This window comes from Kushneria indalinina DSM 14324 (assembly GCF_003385845.1).
GTDB classification, from domain to species: Bacteria; Pseudomonadota; Gammaproteobacteria; order Pseudomonadales; family Halomonadaceae; genus Kushneria; species Kushneria indalinina.
In genome coordinates this window covers 491,532-510,365 of the sequence record NZ_QRDJ01000006.1, presented here as the reverse complement: position 1 = coordinate 510,365, position 18,834 = coordinate 491,532, and the positions used below count along the sequence as shown (strand labels likewise).

At 61.5% G+C, this 18,834-nt stretch carries 16 protein-coding genes; 3 read left to right on the top strand and 13 right to left on the bottom strand.

Features of this window, described 5'->3' with window-relative positions; translation table 11 throughout:
- Positions 1 to 9: 9 nt before the first annotated feature.
- From C8D72_RS02370 to C8D72_RS02355, 4 genes are read right to left on the bottom strand one after another with little or no spacing between them, the layout of a single operon-like run.
- Complete coding sequence (locus C8D72_RS02370) at positions 10 to 450, bottom strand: group I truncated hemoglobin (RefSeq protein WP_115852798.1); 441 nt, start codon at positions 448 to 450, stop codon at positions 10 to 12.
- A gap of 17 nt (positions 451 to 467) precedes the next feature.
- Positions 468 to 1,319, bottom strand: coding sequence for a DUF3034 family protein (locus C8D72_RS02365; protein WP_115852797.1), 852 nt, complete (start codon positions 1,317 to 1,319; stop codon positions 468 to 470).
- Entirely contained in the window at positions 1,316 to 3,664 is a 2,349-nt protein-coding gene (locus C8D72_RS02360) for a putative bifunctional diguanylate cyclase/phosphodiesterase (RefSeq protein ID WP_115852796.1), read from the bottom strand. Before C8D72_RS02360 ends, C8D72_RS02365 begins: the two co-directional genes overlap by 4 nt.
- Complete coding sequence (locus C8D72_RS02355; protein WP_115852795.1) at positions 3,664 to 4,338, bottom strand: cupredoxin domain-containing protein; 675 nt, start codon at positions 4,336 to 4,338, stop codon at positions 3,664 to 3,666. The genes C8D72_RS02360 and C8D72_RS02355 overlap by 1 nt, the downstream gene beginning before the upstream one ends.
- A gap of 321 nt (positions 4,339 to 4,659) precedes the next feature.
- Between C8D72_RS02355 and C8D72_RS02350 the strand changes: the two genes are divergently transcribed.
- Entirely contained in the window at positions 4,660 to 6,363 is a 1,704-nt protein-coding gene (locus C8D72_RS02350) for a methyl-accepting chemotaxis protein (RefSeq protein ID WP_115852794.1), read from the top strand.
- A gap of 75 nt (positions 6,364 to 6,438) precedes the next feature.
- Here C8D72_RS02350 and C8D72_RS02345 read toward each other — a convergent pair whose 3' ends face one another.
- The 5 genes from C8D72_RS02345 to betC form a co-directional block, all read right to left on the bottom strand.
- Complete coding sequence (locus tag C8D72_RS02345) at positions 6,439 to 7,038, bottom strand: DUF4202 domain-containing protein (protein WP_115852793.1); 600 nt, start codon at positions 7,036 to 7,038, stop codon at positions 6,439 to 6,441.
- A 45-nt stretch (positions 7,039 to 7,083) separates the two neighbouring features.
- A complete protein-coding gene (locus tag C8D72_RS02340; RefSeq protein WP_211308745.1) occupies positions 7,084 to 8,565 on the bottom strand; it encodes an MATE family efflux transporter in 1,482 nt (493 codons plus the stop codon).
- 91 nt (positions 8,566 to 8,656) lie between these two features.
- Entirely contained in the window at positions 8,657 to 9,769 is a 1,113-nt protein-coding gene (locus C8D72_RS02335) for a cobalamin-independent methionine synthase II family protein (protein WP_115852792.1), read from the bottom strand.
- 180 nt (positions 9,770 to 9,949) lie between these two features.
- Positions 9,950 to 10,561, bottom strand: coding sequence for a LysE/ArgO family amino acid transporter (locus tag C8D72_RS02330; protein ID WP_115852791.1), 612 nt, complete (start codon positions 10,559 to 10,561; stop codon positions 9,950 to 9,952).
- Positions 10,562 to 10,700: 139 nt separating this feature from the next.
- On the bottom strand, positions 10,701 to 12,215 hold the full coding sequence (gene betC, locus C8D72_RS02325) for a choline-sulfatase (protein ID WP_115853577.1): 1,515 nt from the start codon (positions 12,213 to 12,215) through the stop codon (positions 10,701 to 10,703).
- Between the two features lie 193 nt (positions 12,216 to 12,408).
- Between betC and C8D72_RS02320 the strand changes: the two genes are divergently transcribed.
- Positions 12,409 to 13,428 carry a serine hydrolase domain-containing protein gene (locus C8D72_RS02320; protein WP_170140468.1) on the top strand — a complete coding sequence of 340 codons (1,020 nt, stop codon included), beginning with the start codon at positions 12,409 to 12,411 and terminating at the stop codon, positions 13,426 to 13,428.
- A gap of 87 nt (positions 13,429 to 13,515) precedes the next feature.
- On the opposite strand, the gene C8D72_RS02315 is transcribed toward C8D72_RS02320, so the two are convergent.
- From C8D72_RS02315 to C8D72_RS02305, 3 genes are all read right to left on the bottom strand, one after another.
- The gene (locus C8D72_RS02315; protein ID WP_115852790.1) at positions 13,516 to 13,710 is read right to left on the bottom strand and encodes a hypothetical protein; all 195 of its coding nucleotides are present in this window, start codon (positions 13,708 to 13,710) and stop codon (positions 13,516 to 13,518) included.
- 376 nt (positions 13,711 to 14,086) lie between these two features.
- The gene (locus C8D72_RS02310) at positions 14,087 to 15,676 is read right to left on the bottom strand and encodes an ABC-F family ATPase (RefSeq protein ID WP_115852789.1); all 1,590 of its coding nucleotides are present in this window, start codon (positions 15,674 to 15,676) and stop codon (positions 14,087 to 14,089) included.
- 119 nt (positions 15,677 to 15,795) lie between these two features.
- Positions 15,796 to 16,326, bottom strand: a complete 531-nt coding sequence (locus C8D72_RS02305) for an ankyrin repeat domain-containing protein (protein ID WP_115852788.1) — start codon at positions 16,324 to 16,326, stop codon at positions 15,796 to 15,798.
- A gap of 202 nt (positions 16,327 to 16,528) precedes the next feature.
- Here C8D72_RS02305 and C8D72_RS02300 point away from each other — a divergent pair, with 202 nt between their 5' ends.
- A complete protein-coding gene (locus C8D72_RS02300; protein WP_170140467.1) occupies positions 16,529 to 17,551 on the top strand; it encodes an ATP-grasp fold amidoligase family protein in 1,023 nt (340 codons plus the stop codon).
- On the opposite strand, the gene C8D72_RS02295 is transcribed toward C8D72_RS02300, so the two are convergent.
- On the bottom strand, positions 17,488 to 18,756 hold the full coding sequence (locus tag C8D72_RS02295; RefSeq protein ID WP_115852786.1) for an MFS transporter: 1,269 nt from the start codon (positions 18,754 to 18,756) through the stop codon (positions 17,488 to 17,490). The genes C8D72_RS02300 and C8D72_RS02295 overlap by 64 nt on opposite strands.
- Positions 18,757 to 18,834 lie beyond the last annotated feature (78 nt).

Below are 18,834 nucleotides of genomic sequence, written 5' to 3'. Positions count from 1 at the left end.
CCGGGGGCCCTACTGATCGCGCATGACCTCGTTGTACTGCGGCGCCAGTCGACCCAGCAGCGCATTGCGCGCGCCCGTGTCGATGTCACGGGCTATCAGCGCCTGTTGCAGGTTGTCGACCAGCGCGTTGAAGCTGGCATCGGTCAGCCCCATGTGCTGATGCGCCCGCGCCATGGAGGGACCCTCATAGGTGCAGGGGCCATCACTGAGGTCACAAATGTACTGCTCCAGCGACGCGGCCAGATAATCGATATTGGTATGGGCAAAATAACCGACGATGCGCGGATCATCGGCCACGTTGATGAGAAAGTCCGTGACAATGTCATGGATACCCGCCTGCCCGCCCAGGCGCTGATAAAGTGATGGCGACGAGCCACTCTGCTGCCCGGCGCAGCCTGACAGGCTGACCAGCAGCACCGTAATCAGGGCAAAACGACACAACGCACTCATGGTCCCTCCCGAAGGGATTACAGCGCCAGCTGAAGTGACAGGTAGCCGCCACGCTGTTGCTCAAGGCCCGCGATACTGCCCAGATCGAGCAGAGCCCCGGTCAACGACACGTGTTTGTTGATCAGCCACGCGACATAGAGATCGCGCCAGTCGTCCTCGCTGGCAAAGCCCAGGTTATCCGGTTTCTGACGGTATTCGACGCCCACCACCCAGTCCGGATTCAGGAAAAGCCCGACTGAGGTTTCGACCATCAGCTCCCGGTGGTTGCCTTCATCACCGCCAAACCCCAAAAGGCCGCCCTGATTGGCCCTAGTCGAGCGCAGCGTGGTATTGAGCAGCAGGTTGCGACCGGCAAACGCGTCGAAAAAGAGCTTGCTGCCGGCCAGATAGACATCGTTGCCCTGGGTGTCCCGGGCGCCCACGGCACGGGCCAGCTCCCGGCCCTCGATGAGTTGCTTGTGCTGCACGCCCAGACTCCAGCTCCCCCAGGGGCGATAGAGCACATCGCCGAACAGACGCAGCCTGGCGCCATAAATCTCTTGGGCCTGATGCCCTCCGAGGGTATCAAGCGCCAGACGCTGGTTCGCATAGGAAAGTTCGACGCGATCGTAAAGGTTGGCGGCCACGCCGTTGACCACAAGGTGGTAATCATCCACATCGGCGCGCGTGGCGCCCACCGTCACCGCTGTCTCGGTGTCACTGGCAGTGCCTGCCAGCACGCCCCAGGGAGAAAGGCCGCCGCCGCTGCCTCCCTCGATCGGCATGACACCGCCGGTGCCCTGCAGGCGGCTGCCGGCCGGGGCCTGGTTTGCCATCATGAAGCAGCACGCCCCGATCAGCAGCGTCGCGGCTCTCTGACATGACGTCATCCCAGCGCCCTCCGGGGGGTAGTGCCCCCTTCGCGGTACTGCCTGATCCAGTCGATCACCTGAGCCAACGGCAATGGACGTGAAATCAGATAGCCCTGCAGCACGTCGCATCCCATGCTCATCAGCAATAACCGTGAAGCCTCCGTCTCGACGCCTTCGGCGACCACACTCAGTCCCAGGTTATGCGCCAGTTCGATGGTGGAGTGCACGATAATGCGATCTTCCTGATCATTGTCGAGTTTCAGGATGAAGGACTTGTCGATCTTGAGCTCCTGTACGGGCAGGCGCTTGAGCTGGGCAAGCGATGAATAGCCGGTGCCGTAGTCATCCACGGCAATATGCAGACCGGCCTCACGCAGCGCGATCAGATTGCCCTGTGCCAGGGTCGGGTCCTGAATCAGCGCACTTTCGGTGACCTCGAGTCTCAGTCTTTCCGGGCCCAGCTGATAATCCTGCAGCAGCAGATGAATGCGTTCGGGCAGCGTGGCATCCATCACATCATGGGCCGACAGATTAACGGCCACGCACAGTGGCTCCCCCTGCTGCGCCCATTGATCGATCTGGCGACAGACGGTGCGCAGCATCCACTGGGTCAGCAGCGTGATTCGACCTGACTGTTCGGCCAGGGCAATAAACTCATCAGGCGGTACAAATCCGAACGTCGGATGCTGCCAGCGCATCAGGGCCTCAAGCCCCATGACCTCACCGCTGGCTGCCATTACCTTGGGCTGGTACACCATGGTGAGCTGATCCTGCTCCACGGCAGCCCCCAGATCGCGGGCAAGCATCAGCCGGCGCTGATGCTGCTCGTCCTGGCCCGGCTCATAGCGCACGTGCCGGGTACGCTCGTGGCGGGCACGGTCCATGGCGATTTCGGCACAACGCAGCAGCAGGCCGACACTCTCACCATGCGCCGGAGAGCTGACCTCGCCTGCAACAAGCGTGAGCGCAATTGGCGAGCGCTCATGTTCAACGGGCCGGGCCAGGTCTTCGTGCAGTGTGGTGATCCACTGCGGGACGATGTTCTCTCCCTGCAACATCAGCAGGAACTCGTCACCCCCCAGGCGATAGGCACGCTGACATGGCAGTGAAAGTGTCTCGAGCCGCTGCGCCAGCATGCGCAGTACTTCATCTCCAACGTTGTAGCCAAAGGTATCGTTGATCTGGCGAAACCCTACAATGGAAAGACGCAATAGCGTAAAGGGCGCGCCCTGCTCGATGCTTCGCACAATGTCCTGCTGGGCACTGTCTCGGTTGGAAAGCCCCGTCAGCCGGTCATGACGGGACTGGTGCAGCAGGCGCTGTTCCCGCTGATCGATATCGGTCTGCATCCCCATCAGGGTATTGGCCAGAAGGCCAATTTCGCGATGACGACCATGACTCAAAGCCGAAACACGCTCCCCCCGGCCGATACGCCGGGCAGAGGCCACCAGCTGCAACAGAGGGCGTGTCATGCTGCGCGCAATCAGCGCTGCCACAATGGCGGTCAACACCAGCATGACGCCAAAAATGGACAGCAGCTGCCAGCTCAGGGCGTGATAGACCGCCAGCAGATCGTCCCGGCCATGCTGGATGATCACCCAGGTGCGCCCCTGGTCATCCCGCTGAAGCTGCATGGCCCGTGACAGTGTATCGGTCATCTCCTCCATGCCACTGTGATCGATGAAGCGCCCCTGCATCAGGGCTTCTCGAAAGGTATCGAGCACCAACTCGGGCGCGGCCTGAAGCGCACCGGTCACAAAGGCAGGCCCGCCACCTTCAAGTGCACCATCATCCACCATGAAACTGACCGACAGGCGGGTCAGCGCGCCAAGCTCATGAGCCAGGCGGTCATCAAGCATAAAGCCCATGCCCACCCAGCCGATCAGTCCCGGCGCACGTACCGGCATCAACACCATCTGATAGGGCACGCTGTCCTGTAACACCACACCTACGGCGCTGTCAGCGTTACCGGCCTGCTGCCACATGGCGTCAAAGGGTATGGCACTCCCTACCACCTGATGGCTGCTGGCCAGAATGCGGCCCTGGGGATCGGTCAGCAGCACCATGTCAGCACCGGCGCGCTCACCGTGATTGAGCAGCACACTGTTCAATGTACCGGTGTCCTGAGTGGCCACGGCCGCCCTGAAACCGAAATCCGACGCCAGTACGGCCACGTTGTCACGTAGATGATGGCCACGCTCGGCCAGCAGCTGCCGGGTGACGTCCAGTGCCACATCAAGCTCGCGACTGCCCTTGTGCAGGACATCGCGACGAATGGTGTCGAGCGTGGCCACGGCCGTGCCCAGCTGCGCGACCACCAGCACGGCCAGCATGACCAGCAGGAGACGAGCTCGAAAGGACATTACGGATGCTCCTGATGCCGGAGCCCGCGCTTGAAGCGCTGCTGCAGAAGGGAGGGCTCGGCCATGGGCGGCGGCGTGGCCGCCAGCGTCAGTGCAATACGACTATCAAGGCGGGTATCGACCTCCCCTTCCCACCACTGCTGATGCGTATCCTCAAGACGCGGATGCCAGATCCGCATCGGGTAGCGACCGGGCGGCAGCGACGTCAGATCGATACGACCATCAGCATCGGTCATGGCGGAAAAGGAGGCATTGCTGATGACGATAAAGCCCTGCATCCGGTCATGAATATTGCAGCCCAGCACCTCGACGCCCGGCGTTTCAAATCGCATTGGCGGGGGCGTCTCCTTGAGATAGAGATCGAGGCTGAAAACCCTTGGCGGGGAGAAGGAAAAGACCTGATGGCGGGTGATGTCCCGGTTGGGAAAGCTGACAAGCCCCCCCACTGGAATCAAGCTCACCTGTGGATTGAAGCGCGCATCGCGCTGCACGATCTCGTAGTGCTCATCCGGAACAGCATCACGCCGGTTTTCCGGCAGGCTGATTTCGATCACGGCCTGATCAAGGGACGCCTGGTTGCCGGCCTGTATCAGCTGCAACGAGCCACTGGCCACCGCCGTCAGCGAAGACAGCAACAGCAGTGTCAGCAAACACCCTTTCAGGAAATGCAGCATCCGGTTTCCCACCCGATGGCACGTCCGACGTCACCTGTCGGTCGCGCCCATGTGATGAATGATTACGCCTTGAGTCATCATCATCGGCTTCCGCGCGGGAAACTTTACGCGACGCAGCTTGTGTGGGCGCGGCTATCGTTAACCTGCTTCAACTTTAATTAGTCATTATTTATTTAACCGATAGGTCTTTTCGCACTCGATTAAATCGCGCGATGGTCGATATATCCAACGACGAAACACTCCGTCAAACAGGGCCTGCGCCGGGGGCGCGGCCGACTCGCAACGGAAGCGATCGGATCCATTATTTCGAGGAAGCAGAACATGCTGAACCCCAAAAAGAGCGTCAGGCTTCGACTGTCAGGCAGCCTGGCCGTTTGTATTGTCCTGCTGCTGATCGTCGGGGCACTGGGTATCTACAGCGCACAGCGCTCACAGGGGGCGCTCGAGACCACCTTCAATACCAATGTGACCGCGCTTGAGCAGCTGGGCATCATGCGCACGGCGATTCTGGGCAATCGCGTCAAGGTAGTGGCCGAACAGCGTGACCAAAACGTAGCGACCGTGGCCACGACGCAGGCCGAAATGGCGCAGAACGATGCACGTACCAACGCAGCCATGCAGACCTATCTATCGGTGATTACTGATGAGCAGGAGCAAGCCCAGGCTACCCGGCTGCAGCAGAGCATCACCGCCCTGCAGGGCGATCTGCAGCGCATGATGACCATGATGGCCGCCGGCGACTTCACCGCCGCCAGCGCTTTCAACACTGCCACCCTGCGCGGTGATTATCAGGTCGTGGTCGACGGCATCGCGGCGCTTTTTGAAGGCGAGATTGCACGGGCCGCGCAGCACAATCAGAGCAGTCTTGCGGCCTACGAGGCGCTTAGAAACACCATGCTGGGGGTCATCGCCCTGGCCATCGGTCTGGCACTGGCGCTGTCAGTCTGGCTGGTGCGCGGCATCATGACGCCGCTGGGCAAGGCGCGCCATTTCGCCAATGAACTGGCTCAGGGCAATCTGGGAGTGGAGACCCACATCACCTGTCAGGATGAGTTCGGCGACATGCTGCGCGCACTGACCGCCATGCAGCACAGGATGTCAGACGTCATCCGCTCGGTCAGTCACAATACCGTGGCCGTTAATGAGGCGGCGCAGAACATTAGCCGCGGCAACGAGGACCTCAACCGTCGTACCCAGGAGCAGGCGGCAAGCCTTGAAGAGACCGCCGCCTCGATGGAGGAGATCACGACCACGGTGCGCCACAACGCCGATAACGCAGCCCAGGCCGACCGGCTGGTTCGTGAGGTCAGCCAGCAGGCGCAAACAGGAGGCAACGTGGTGCAAAACGCCGTCTCTGCCATGGATGAGATCAGCGCCTCGAGCCACAAGATTGCCACCATTGTCAGCCTGATCGATGAGATCGCCTTTCAGACCAACCTGCTGGCGCTCAACGCCTCGGTAGAAGCCGCCCGCGCCGGTGAACAGGGCCGCGGTTTTGCCGTGGTCGCCAACGAAGTGCGCAACCTTGCCGGGCGCAGCGCCGACGCCGCGCGTGAAATCAAGCAGCTGGTCGAGGAAAGCGTTAAACGCGTGGATACCGGCGCCGAGCTGGTCAATCGCTCGGGCCAGACACTGACCGAGATTGTCTCCAGCGTGAAGCGTGTCACCGATCTGGTCAGCGAAATCGCCGTCGCCAGCCGGGAGCAGGCCACGGGCATCGACCAGGTCAACGTGGCCGTCTCCCAGATGGACGCCGTTACCCAGCAAAACGCGTCACTGGTGGAAGAATCGAGCATGGCCAGCCATGCCCTGCGCAGCCGCGCCGAAGCGCTGCAACAGGAGATCGCGTTTTTCAGGGTTGATACCGCCACGGGCCCTGCCAGGGCGCCTGCCGTCTCAAGACCGGCCACCGCTTCTGCACCGTCAACGCCACGGCCTGCCAAGGTATCTGCAACGCCGGCTCGCCCCGAGGTCAAACGACCGGCTGCGCAGCGTCACGATGTCGAAGAGTGGGCCGAGTTCTGATCCTGTCCTCTCCCACGAAAAACCCCGCTCTCCGGCGGGGTTTTTTATAGGACGGTGATGTCATGACGCACTGCGTCAGTGCGTCTCCATGGCGACGGCCTTTTCAAGCAGCGCTCTGGCACGGCCCTCCAGCGGAATATCTCCGGCCAAACGATGACCGTCTGCAGACATCTTGCGCAGGGTCTTGCGTAAAATGCCGATCACCTTGTCATCGTCATGCTCGGCGGCAAAGGGACCGTAGTAGTCCTGCAAAAAGACCAGACAGGCAGCATCCTCAAGCGCGCGTGTTTCCTCGTCGTTTTTCAGATCCTCCTTGCGTACCAGTGCCGCCACCCGCGCGCAATCCGTCTCTTCATAGCCTGACTGACGCAGGACATCCGCCGCCATGTCGGCCTGGCGCTGTTTGAGGCCGGTACGCCAGGCGTGATAGCCGGGCCGGTCCATCGGATAGCTGTCGCGCGGCACTTCCCAGCGCTTTAGATGCTGGGCGCGCACCGCCAGCTGCAGCGTCTCACCGGCATCAGGCCTGAGCCTTTCCAGCCACTCGCTCATGCGCTGGGCGTACAAGAGCTCGTAGGGGACTTCTTCGCCGTCGACCGTCTCCATTCGCGGGTCTTCGGCGTGCAGCGCGTCCAGCTGCGCCATCGCTGAATCAAACCGATCACTGTCTGCCATGTGCCGCTCTCCTGTTGTTTGAGTGTCCTGCTTATAGGCAGGCGGTCACGACGCCGGGCCGTGCCCCTTGCCAATGATCTCACCGGAGACCTGCCTGGCCAGCGGATCCTCCTGCTCGGCCAATCGCCCCTTTTGCCAGTCACCGCGCATGAAAAGAATCAGCGCGATCAGGGCGGTAATCATGTTGGTCACCGGGAAGGCCCACCAGATGCCGTCAACGCCCATCACGGTATCGCGCGACAGAATAAAGGCCAGCGGAAACTGCAGCACCCACTGCGATACCAGCGCCAGCAGCATCGCCACCACGGTATGGCCCGCCGCGCGAAAGACCCCGGTCAGCGCCATCTGGGCGCCGATAAAGCCGAACGTCAGCGAGGTAATGTGAAGAAAGTGGCTGCCGGCCGCGATGATGGCGGCATCGCCCGGGACGAAAAAGGCCACCAGCTCGCGGGCAAACGTGAAGACCAAAAGCCCGATCACGCTCAGCCCCACCAGCGCAATCACGGCCGACAGGCGGGCAATACGCCCGGCGCGTTCGATCTGGCCGGCGCCGATGTTCTGGCCCACCAGCGCCGCGGTTGACATGGAAAGCCCCAGCGCCGGGATGATGATAAAGCCCATGATATTGGTACCCACCCCATAGGCGGCGATGGTGACGGTGCCAAAGCCCGTCACCAGAAAGACCATGACATTCATGCCCAGCGCCCGGGCCGAGAGCTCGACCGAGGCCGGCAGGCCCAGCGCCAGCGCGCGACGGATGAAGACCGGATCAGGGCGCAGATGATGGGCCTTGAGCTCGATGCCGTGACGCCCGCGGACCAGAAGCCACAGCCCGGTGCCCAGCGCCAACGCCTGGGTGACCAGGGTGGCCAGCGCCGCACCGCCCACGCCGAGGTTGAAACCGAAGATGAACAGTGGGTCGAGCACCACGTTCAAAAGCACCGTTCCGGTCACGATATACAGCGGCAGGCGCACCTCACCGATGCCGCGCATCAGCGCCTGGAACATGGAAAAGCCGAAGGTGAAGACCATGGCCGCCATCGAGATGCGCAGAAAGACCAGCGCGCCGTCATACACGGCCTCCTCGACGCCCAGCAGCCCCAGAAGCCCCGGCGCCAGCAGGATGCCGAGTACCGAGAGGCTGATGGAGGTCACCACCACCAAAAGGATGGTCTGCCCCGCCACCTGATTGACCCGGTGATGATTGCCCGCCCCCATGTGCTGGGCCACCAGGGTGGAACCCGCCATGCTGAAGCCCGAGCCCAGCGCGATCAGCAAAAAGGTCACCGGGAAGCTGACCGACACGGCCGCCACCGCATGGCCGCCCAGTCGCCCGACCCAGAAGGCATCAATGAGCTGATAGCCCGACTGCAGGATATTGGCCAGCACAATCGGGACCGCCAGTTTTAAAAGAGAGCCCAGAATGGGCCCTTCCAGCAGGGTAGCCTGATAGCGTGATGCGCCGGTCTGTCGTGCCAAGGGAGAGGCCTTCTTGTGTAAAAACATGCGCCAACGATAGCGGGCCACGCCGACGCCTGCAGCCCTCACGCTGCAAAAGCGCATGAAAAACGCCTGACCGGAGAACGGTCAGGCGTTGATGAACATCTCCCGGGCCTGGTTAGTAGCCCCAGGACTCCTCGGCGAGATCGACGATCAGGTCCAGCTTTTCCCACTGCTGCTGCTCGGTGAGGTTGTTGCCCTCATGGGTCGAGGCAAAGCCGCACTGCGGACTCAGACAGATCTGGTCCATCGGCACGAATTCGCTGGCCTCATTGAGGCGCTCCCGGATCTGCTCACCGGCTTCGAGTTCACCGCTTTTGGTCGTGACCAGTCCCAGCACGACCTGCTGATGACCGCGAGGCAGAAAGCGCAGCGGCTTGAAGTCGCCCGCCCGGTCAGTGTCGTACTCCAGGAAGAAGGCATCGACATTGACGCTGCCCAGCAGCGTTTCCGCCACCGGCTCATAGCCGCCCTCGCTGATCCAGGTCGAGCGGAAATTGCCACGACAGACGTGCAGACTGATGTGCATGTCGGCCGGCCGGCCCTCCAGTGCCCGGTTGAGGACATCGGCGTAGACGTACTGAAGCTTTTCTGGCGCCTCGATACCCCGCTCGCGCGCTGCCTCCAGCTCACTGTCAGAGCAGAGATAGGCCCACACCGTGTCATCCAGCTGCAGGTAGCGACAGCCCGCGTCATAAAACGCCTGGATGGCTTCGCGCCAGGTATCGGCCAGATCGTTGAAGTAGCTGCCCCACTCGGCATAGACACTGCGATCGACCTGAGCGGCACCGCGAAAATGAAGCACGCTGGGGCTTGGAATCGTCATCTTGGCGACGGAGCCGGTCGTCTGCGCATTGAGATAGCGAAAATGCTCAAGCATCGGGTGATCCGGGTTGAACCCGACACGATCCACCACCCGCACGCCGTGTGATGGCGTCTGACGACCCTGAAACTGGATGCCCTGCTCGGACTCGAATCCCTCGACACCCTTGAGGTGCTCGAGAAAATCGAAATGCCACCAGGCGCGGCGCAACTCGCCATCGGTCACGGCCTTGAGCCCCAGTGACTCCTGCTTTTTGACCAGCCGCGTGATCTCCTCGTCCTCAATGGCCTTGAGAGATGCCTGGTCGATGGTCCCCTGCGCGTGCTGTTCACGCGCGTGCTTGATGCTGTCGCTGCGCAGCAGACTGCCAACCGTGTCGGCGCGGTAGGGAGGCATGGGTAAAGACATGATCATTCCTTAATCAACAAGTGCTGCAGAACAGCTTTTTTCATCACGTAGCTTTTATCGTCAAACAATATGCCGTGGCGCCAATGTGAATACCAGCAAGGGTTATTCACCGACACCATGAACGTTGTTCAACCATGATCTGGTATTCATTAATGCGGCCTTCCTTTCACAATAAATTTTTCACGGCGATACGACCATGGGCCACAACAGTGACAGGGCCACAGCCCACATCAAAATCGCCATCACACCATCAAGACCCTGCCAGGCACGCGGCCTGACCAGCAGCGGGCGCAGGCGTATCGCTGCGTACCCCAGAGCGAAAAAGAAGGTGAAGGACGCCACCACCGCGCCGGCCAGAAACGCCGCCTTTGGCGTCTGCTGCGCCGAGACCGCCCCCACCAGCATCACCGTGTCCAGATAAACATGCGGATTGAGCCAGGTCAGCGCCAGGCATACCGCCAGTGTTCTGCCCAAAGAAGCCCCGGCCTGGCCAGCCGGGTCGAGCGCCTGCCCGCCGCGAAGGGCTGAGCGCATGGCCCGAACACCATAGAGCAACAGGAAGATCGCACCGACAAGGCGCATGACGTCATCAAGCGCAGGGAAGCGCGCAGTCAGGGTCGCGGCACCATAGACGCCGAACGTCAACAGCAGCGCATCCGACAATGCACAAAACAGACAGACCCACAGGATATGCTCTCCCCGGAGGCCCTGGCGCAGCACGAACGCGTTCTGCGCGCCGATCGCCATGATCAATGAAAGCCCGAGCCCCAGTCCCGTCCAGAATGCCTGCATGCTGCGCCCCCTCCGTCAGTGTCGGTCAGGACAATGAGGGTACGCGTGTGGCCAAACGCTGCCATGAAAGCTCCTGATGCCCCATTCGGAAGTTTCATGGCCCCGCCCCGAGGAACAAGGCTCGAGCACTGCCGGCGATTTATTTCCCGCGCGGAAAGCGCTGCGCATCTTCGAGCACATTGAGATCCATGTGATTGCGCATGTAGCGCTCGGAGGCCACCTGCAGCGGCTGGTGATCCCAGGGAAAGTAGTGTCCGTTACGCAGGGCTTCATAGACGATCAGCCGCCGCGCCTGACTCTCCCGCACATCAGCGTCAAAGCGTGCCATGTCCCAGCGGTTGCGCATCCGGCGCGTAAAGTCTTCCAGTACCGCAGCGTGGTCGGGGTCTTCGGCCAGGTTGCGCTGCTCATCCGGGTCGTCTTCCAGATTGAACAGCTGCGGCGGATCCATCTCGCAGTGATTGAATTTCCACTGACCGTCGCGAATGGTTACCAGCGGCGCAATCGTGCCCTCGGCGGCGTACTCCATATAGACCGGCGACGTACGCTTCTCCCCGCGGATCAGCGGCACGAGCGACTCGCCATCAGTCCAGTCCGCAATGGCACTGACATCGATGCCGACCAGCTCGGCCAGCGTCGGATTGATATCAATCGATGACACCGGCGTATCGATGCACTGCGGATCAATACCCGGCGCGCTGATCATCAGCGGCACGCGCGAGGAGCCCTCAAGGGGGCTCATCTTGAACCACAGCCCGCGCTCGCCGAGCATGTCGCCGTGGTCGGAGACAAATACCACGATGGTGTTTTCATCCATGCGGGTGCGCCTGAGCACGTCCAGAATGCCGCCCACCTTGTCATCCACATAGGACAGGCTGGCAAAATAGCCCTGCCGCGCCCGGCGCACATCTTCCGGCTGGATGTCGAATTTTGTGTAGTCGTTGGCCTCGTAAAGACGTTTTGAGTGCGAGTCCTGTTTGGCATAGGGTACTTCTGCAAGCTTCGGCTCAAGGTGGTCGCAGTCGTTGTAGAGATCCCAGAACTTCCGCCGTGCCACGTAGGGGTCGTGCGGATGGGTAAAGCTCACGCACAACGCCCAGGGTCGCTCATCATGACCACGAGCCAGGTCAAAGAGCTTCTGCTCGGCATGAAAGGCAACCTCGTCGTCATATTCCATCTGATTGGAGATTTCAGCCACGCCCGCGCCGGTGACCGACCCCAGATTATGATACCACCAGTCAATACGCTCCCCGGGCCGGCGATAGTCCGGCGTCCAGCCAAAGTCGGGCGGATAGACATCGGTGGTCAGCCGGCGCTCGAACCCATGCAGCTGATCGGGCCCCACGAAATGCATCTTGCCGGACAGACAGGTCTGATAGCCGGCGCGCCTGAGATGGTGCGCCCAGGTCGGCACGCTCGAGGGAAACTCGGCGGCGTTGTCATAGACGCCGGTGCGCGAGGGCAGCTGCCCTGACATGAAGGCCGCCCGCCCCGGCGCGCAGAGATAGCTGGGCGTATAGGCGTTGTTGAACCGTACGCTGCGCTGGGCCAGCGCTTTCAGGTGTGGCGTGTGCAGAAAATCGGCCGGGCCGCCCTCAAACAGCGTGCCGTTGACCTGATCCGCCATCAGGATCAATACATTGGGTCGCGTCATGACAATCTCCCACAGAGGATAAAACATCGACAGCCCTGACAGCATGCACGCGACGCAACGCCTTCGGCGAACGATTTATTATGGGGCACAGACCAGGCTCAGCGGACCATGACCCTGTCAGAGGCAAGCAAACACCCGGGATATACGCCACACTTCGAGGCATCTGTTGACGTTTTTCAAGGGAGTGGCCCGCATGCGACAGCCCGGACACGTATGTTATGCCCTGCTAGTGGCCGGTGCGTTCTGGCTGGTGTCGATGCCCTCGTCCGCCGCACCTGTCAGCCTTGATTCATCAACGCTGTCCCATCTGGAAAATCGCGCCGGCGCCCTGCCGCGCACCCATACCCTGATGGTCGCCATTCACGGCGAGACCGTGATCGATCGCGACTATCGCGGCCACCGCACGAACCAGACGGCCAATATCAAGTCGCTGTCCAAGACGCTGATGTCGGCCCCCGTGGGGGAGGCCATCGAGCGCGGCGTGATCCAGGGCGTCGATCAGCCGATTGTCGAACTGCTGGCCGCCAACCAGATCCCCGCGGAGGCCGACCCGCGAATCCGTGAGATTACCGTGGGCCACCTGCTGTCGATGCAGGCGGGGCTTGAGCGCACCTCAGGGCAGCACTACGGCGCCTGGGTGGCCAGCAACAACTGGGTACGCAACGCGCTTTCACGGCCTTTCGTGGCCGAGCCCGGCGGGCGCATGCTCTACTCCACCGGCAACACCCATCTGCTCTCGGCAGCGCTGACCCATGCCACTGGACGCTCGACGCTTGCCCTGATGCGGGACTGGCTGGGGGCGCCGCTGGACATCGCCATCCCACCCTGGACGCGCGACCCGCAGGGCATCTATTTCGGCGGCAACGAGATGGGAATGACGCCACAGGCGCTTCTGGCGTTCGGTGAGATGTATCGTCTGAAAGGGCGCTACAACGGCCGGCAGGTGCTCTCAAGTGACTGGACCACCACCTCCTGGCAGCCGCGCACGCACTCGTTTTATAACGGTGATGACTACGGCTATGGCTGGTTTCGCGGCGAGATCGAAAATGAACCGGTGTACTACGGCTGGGGCTACGGCGGTCAGGTGCTCTTCGTGGTGCCGGAGCGCGCGATGACGATCGTATTGACCTCCGATCCCAACCCGCCTTCGAGCGGCAGCTATCTGGGGCAGATCAAAACGCTGGTCGGCGAGCTGATCAGGGCCACGCAATAAAGAAAAGGCCCGGCATCGTGAATGATGCCGGGCCTGATCAACGGGGCGTGGCCGGTCAATATCGGCCACGCCGCAATGTACTGGCGGCTACTCGTTGCGCAGCTGGCTGGCAGCTTCCTTTTCGGCCTCTTCCTGCGTCAGTCCCCTGGTCTCCATCAGCCGTACCATCAGCCGCTGTTTTTCGGCATCTTCGTACAGGCGGTCGCTGTTGGTGGCCACCGCTACCTGTGTCTTGAGACCGCTCTTGAACTTCTCGAACTGCTCGCTGCCGTGCTTGCTCATGATGTGCCCTCCCTGTTGGCATGACATTACCTGGGATTCAAACGGCACTGGATAGTTCCCTATACAACGAGGACGCGGCTGCATACGGCGCCCTTTTTAAGGCGCCAGGGTTACGCGGCATTACAGTAATCTGGCGTGTCAGAGGCGAGGCGCTTATCGGGTCGTAAACGGCGCTAACTCAGGTTATAAAATACGGCCGGCATAACGCTTGATGCGTAACCCCGTATTGCTCAATGCAAAGGCAGTTTTCTGACAAAAGATGCTCTTATCGGCACAAAAAAGTGGGCACCTGGGGTGGGCGCACCGGGAGTCATCCAGCAATGAGCGGCGCCTGCAGCCTTGGGGATTGGCTGCAGCACGCCGTCCTCACACGTACTTAGCCGTAGATGCCCTGACTGCGCAGGTAGTCCTCGTAACTGCCGCTGAAGTCCACAATGCCATCGTCTTTCATCTCAATGATGCGTGTGGCCAGCGAGCTGACAAACTCGCGATCGTGGCTGACAAAGATCAGCGTGCCGGGATAGTTGTCGAGTGCCAGGTTGAGCGCCTCGATCGATTCCATGTCCAGGTGGTTGGTGGGCTCATCCATCACCAGCACGTTGGGCTTTTGCAGCGCCAGCTTGCCAAAGAGCATGCGGCCCTGCTCACCGCCGGAGATAACCCGCACCGACTTGCCGATGTCGTCGTTGGAAAAGAGCATCCGCCCGAGCGCCGAGCGCACCTGCTGCTCGCCCTCGGTGGTCCACTGCCCCATCCAGTCAAAGAGTGTATCGCCGCTTTCGAAGTCCGCGGCATGGTCCTGAGCGAAATAGCCGACTTCGGCGGCATCGGTCCATTTCACTTCGCCGCTGTCGACGGCCATGTCGCCGGTCAGGCAGTTGAGCAGCGTGGTCTTGCCGATCCCGTTGGGACCGATGATGGCGACACGCTCGCCGGCCTCGACCTGCAGTCCGAAACGCTTGAACAACACGTTGTCGCCCCAGGCCTTGCTGATGTTTTCCACCGTTAGCGCCTGGCGATGAATCTTTTTGTTCTGCTCAAAGCGGATAAAGGGACTCACGCGCGAGGACGGCTTGACCTCCTCGAGCTGGATCTTGTCGATCTTGCGCTGGCGGGACGTGGCCTGTTTGGCCTTGGAGGCGTTGGCCGAGAAGCGACTGACAAACTGCTGAAGCTCGGCGATCTCGGCCTTCTTTTTGGCGTTGTCGGCATGCAGACGTTCGCGCGCCTGGGTGGCGGCGATCATGTACTCATCGTAATTGCCCGGGAACAGGCGCAACTCACCGTAGTCCAGATCCGCCATATGGGTGCAGACGCTGTTCAGGAAGTGGCGGTCGTGGGAGATGATGATCATCGTCGCGCGACGCGCCTTGAGGATGTCTTCCAGCCAGCGGATGGTATTGATGTCCAGATGGTTGGTCGGCTCATCGAGCAGCAGCACGTCCGGGTCGGCAAAGAGCGCCTGGGCCAGCAGCACACGCAGCTTCCAGCCCGGCGCTACGGTGCTCATCAGGTTTTGGTGCTGCTCGTCACCGATGCCCAGTCCCTGCAGCAGCTCACCGGCCCGGGCCTCGGCGGTATAACCGTCGAGCTCGGCATAGCGCACTTCAAGGTCGGCGACCTTCATGCCGTCTTCCTCCGACATCTCGGCCTGGGAGTAGATGCGCTCGCGCTCGGCCGCCACGTGCCAGAGCTCTTCATGCCCCATGATGACGGTGTCGATGACCCGCTCGCTCTCAAAGGCAAACTGGTCCTGACGCAGCTTGCCCAGCCGTGTGGTGGCATCCTTCATGACCTGCCCGCCGGAGGGCTCCAGGTCGCCGCCCAGAATTTTCATGAAGGTAGATTTACCGCAGCCGTTGGCGCCGATCAGGCCATAGCGATGGCCGTTGCCGAACTTGACCGAGACGTTTTCAAACAGCGGCTTCGGGCCAAACTGCATGGTGATATTGGCAGTAGAGAGCAAGGGAGCATTCCGAAAAGGCGCCCGAGCCGGAAAACCGGCTCGGGCGTGAGTGATGAAGTCTGGCGGGCGATTGTACGCGTCTGCCCGGAGACTTTACAGGCAGCGCCCGAATCAGACGTTCAATCGGTGCGGGTTTCACCCAGCAGCGCTGCGGTCCGTTCGGCGCCCATGCCCTGGGCCAGCTGGCCGGCCGTCATGCCACGGCTTTCGCGCCGCGACGGGTCGGCGCCCTTTTCCAGCAGGTACTGCGTGATCTCGACATGATCGAACATGGCCGCAAACATGAGCGCCGTCTTGCCATCCGGAGCGCAGCCATCGACATCGGCGCCGTTGTCCAGCAGCAGTTTGACCATGGCCATATCGCCCTTGAAGGCCGCACCGGCCAGCGGGTTCTGGCCGTTGTCGTTGCGCATTTCGGGGTCGGCGCCATGCTCCAGCAGCACCTTCACGGTCTCGAACTGGCCATGATAGCTCGCCAGCATCAACAGGCTGTCGCCCTTGTGGTTGCACATGTTGGGCGGCAGACCGTGGCCCAGCCACTCCCTGAACTTCTCGGCATCGCCCACGCGCGCCATGTTAAAGATTTCGGTCGCCAGCTCGATCGTTTCATCATCGATCTCGCGGGGCCCCTGCGCATTGTTGTCGCTCATGATCGTCTCCGCTCCAGAACGGGCAGGGCCTGAATATGTCCCTGTCCATCGTCAAAAATATTCGATACCCCAGTATCCTTGTCAAAAAGATACCCGGCGCAGACGTTAATTAATAGCCTTTAACAATTACTTAATCAACAACGACATGGATCCTGCTATCGTCCCGACACTTTTCTTAGCCCGTGTTTCATGGAAGGTGTCCATGGCCGACAACGCCTCTTTTACCCAGCCGCTTTCCCTGCTGCGTCTGCGCCAGCGATGCTCCGAAGGACTCAGACGCCTCAAACGCTCCGACCACCGTGAAGCGATTCGCCAGTTTGAAAAACGCTTTGGCCGCACGCCCTCGCTGGAGACACCCCGCACCTGGAGCGAGAAGCTGACGTGTCTCAAGCTCGATGCCGATCGTCCGGTATTTCGCGAGCTGGCCGACAAGCTGGCAGTGCGCGATTTCGTGGCCGATACGCTGGGCCAGCAGCACCTGATTCCGCTGCTCGCCTCCGGCCCGGTGCTCACGCGCGCGATGTTTGATGCCCTGCCCGAGCAGTTTGTCATCAAGGCCAACCATGGCAGCGCCATGAACCGCATTGTCACCGACAAAAGCAGCCTCTCCTTTGAAGAGCTGAAACGTCAGACCGCTGGCTGGCTCAGCCGCAACTTTTACATGGGCTCGCGGGAAACCCAGTATCGCCACATTGCGCCGCAGCTGGTCGTTGAACAGCTGATGCTTGATGACAACGGTAACATCCCGGCCGACTACAAGTTCCACTGCTTCAACGGTGCCGAGCACTCACACTGCATCGTGCAGGTTGACAGTGATCGCTTCAACGGCCACTGCCGGGACTACTTCACCCCCGACTGGCAGTGGCTGCCACTGCAGGTCAAATACGCCAACAGCCCTGAATCACGCCGCCCGACCCGACCCGATACCCTTGAGACCCTGCTCGAGTGCGCCAGAACGCTCTCAAAGGGGTTTGCCTACGTTCGGGTGGATCTCTACAGCATTCAGGGCCAGGTCTATTTCGGCGAGATGACCTTTACCCCGGAAAGCGGCTTTGGGCGCTTTGAGCCGTACCACGTCGATGAGCAGTGGGGAGAATATTTTGATCTTGAGCACCAGCTGTCGCTGCATACGCTGGAGGATCTGGCGCACGCTCGCCGGGCTCAGGCCCGGGAACGCGTTTCTGACGATGAGGGTGGCGCCTCATCGTCTTCCGTCAGGGCCTGACGCTCGGCGCGCGTCCGGCGCCTGATCGAGATGGTGTAGAGCGCGGCACACAGCCCCCAGCCGGCCAGGCTACACAGCGCCGCTGCCAGAAAGATGCTGGAGTAGCCGGCCCGGTTGGCGATGAATCCCGCCAGCGGTCCGGTCAGACCGACGGCGGCATCCAGAAAGACCGAGTAGGCGCCCAGCGCGGCGCTGCGACTGGTCGAGGCGATCTTGGCCACCGCCACCACCCCCAGCGCCGGATAGATCAGCGACACGCCAAGCCCTGCCAGCACCGCGCCCAGCAGGGCCATGCCCGGATGGCTGGCCTGCCACAGGGCGAGCAGCCCCAGCATTTCTACCGCAAAGCACACCAGCGTGACGCGATAGCCGCCAAAGCGATTGACGATATCGGCAAAGAGCACGCGCGCTGTGATGAAGGCCGCCCCGAAGGCACTCAGCCCCCAGGCGGCATGCTCCCACTGCTGCTCGGCGTAATACAGCGTGATAAAGGTGGCAATCACACCGTAGCCGACCGAGCTCAGGGCCAGCGCCCCGCCGTAGGGCGCCACCACTCGAAAGACGCGTGCAAACGGCACGCGCTTGCCGCTGACGATCGGTGACGCCGGCCGGCGCCGGGCAAGCGCCAGGGCCAGTGCGCCGATCAGCACGATGAAAAGCCCCACGCTGACCACCCCGAAATTTTGTGCCAGCACGGCCCCCAGCGGCGCCCCGATAGCGAGCGCCCCAAAGCCTGCGATGCCGTTCCAGGAGATGACCTTGCTCATCAGGGTCGGCCCCACCAGCCCGATCCCCCAGCTCAGCGACCCGGTGCCGATCATGCCCTGAGAAATGCCCAGCATCAGTCGGCTCAAAATCAAAAGCACCAGACTCGCGAGCGGCCATTGAACACTCAGCGCCGCCAGCAGGATCAGGGCACCGTTGAGCGCGCAGCCGCCCATGCCCAGCAGCACCACGCGCTTGGCGCCGAGACGGTCGGCCATCTGACTGGAGAAGGGACGCGACAGCAGGGTCGCCACGAACTGAAGGCTGATGACAGCACCGACCGTGACGGCATCAAAGCCCAGCGCCCCATGCATCCAGGGCGGCAGCACCGTCAGCGTCATGCCGATGCAGAGCATGCTGACAAAGGTGGAGCTGACGATGGCGATAATACGAAGGTTGGTGCCTGCAGGTGCTGCTTCAGTAGAGTGATCAGAGGACATGGTTTTGATCGGTTGTGGTCACGGCGTGAGGGTTGTATGACATTTACCATACGCCTGCCGAGGATCTTGTAACAGTTC

Bases quoted from the DNA above. Each gene is read 5' to 3' on its own strand.
- C8D72_RS02330 (WP_115852791.1), bottom strand. From the start codon at position 10,561: ATGCAGGCATTCTGGACGGGACTGGGGCTCGGGCTTTCATTGATCATG.
- C8D72_RS02345 (WP_115852793.1), bottom strand. From the start codon at position 7,038: ATGGCAGACAGTGATCGGTTTGATTCAGCGATGGCGCAGCTGGACGCG.
- C8D72_RS02305 (WP_115852788.1), bottom strand. From the start codon at position 16,326: ATGAGCGACAACAATGCGCAGGGGCCCCGCGAGATCGATGATGAAACG.
- C8D72_RS02295 (WP_115852786.1), bottom strand. From the start codon at position 18,756: ATGTCCTCTGATCACTCTACTGAAGCAGCACCTGCAGGCACCAACCTT.
- C8D72_RS02350 (WP_115852794.1), top strand. From the start codon at position 4,660: ATGCTGAACCCCAAAAAGAGCGTCAGGCTTCGACTGTCAGGCAGCCTG.
- C8D72_RS02320 (WP_170140468.1), top strand. From the start codon at position 12,409: ATGCGACAGCCCGGACACGTATGTTATGCCCTGCTAGTGGCCGGTGCG.
- betC (WP_115853577.1), bottom strand. From the start codon at position 12,215: ATGACGCGACCCAATGTATTGATCCTGATGGCGGATCAGGTCAACGGC.
- C8D72_RS02365 (WP_115852797.1), bottom strand. From the start codon at position 1,319: ATGACGTCATGTCAGAGAGCCGCGACGCTGCTGATCGGGGCGTGCTGC.
- C8D72_RS02315 (WP_115852790.1), bottom strand. From the start codon at position 13,710: ATGAGCAAGCACGGCAGCGAGCAGTTCGAGAAGTTCAAGAGCGGTCTC.
- C8D72_RS02360 (WP_115852796.1), bottom strand. From the start codon at position 3,664: ATGTCCTTTCGAGCTCGTCTCCTGCTGGTCATGCTGGCCGTGCTGGTG.
- C8D72_RS02300 (WP_170140467.1), top strand. From the start codon at position 16,529: ATGGCCGACAACGCCTCTTTTACCCAGCCGCTTTCCCTGCTGCGTCTG.
- C8D72_RS02335 (WP_115852792.1), bottom strand. From the start codon at position 9,769: ATGTCTTTACCCATGCCTCCCTACCGCGCCGACACGGTTGGCAGTCTG.
- C8D72_RS02370 (WP_115852798.1), bottom strand. From the start codon at position 450: ATGAGTGCGTTGTGTCGTTTTGCCCTGATTACGGTGCTGCTGGTCAGC.
- C8D72_RS02355 (WP_115852795.1), bottom strand. From the start codon at position 4,338: ATGCTGCATTTCCTGAAAGGGTGTTTGCTGACACTGCTGTTGCTGTCT.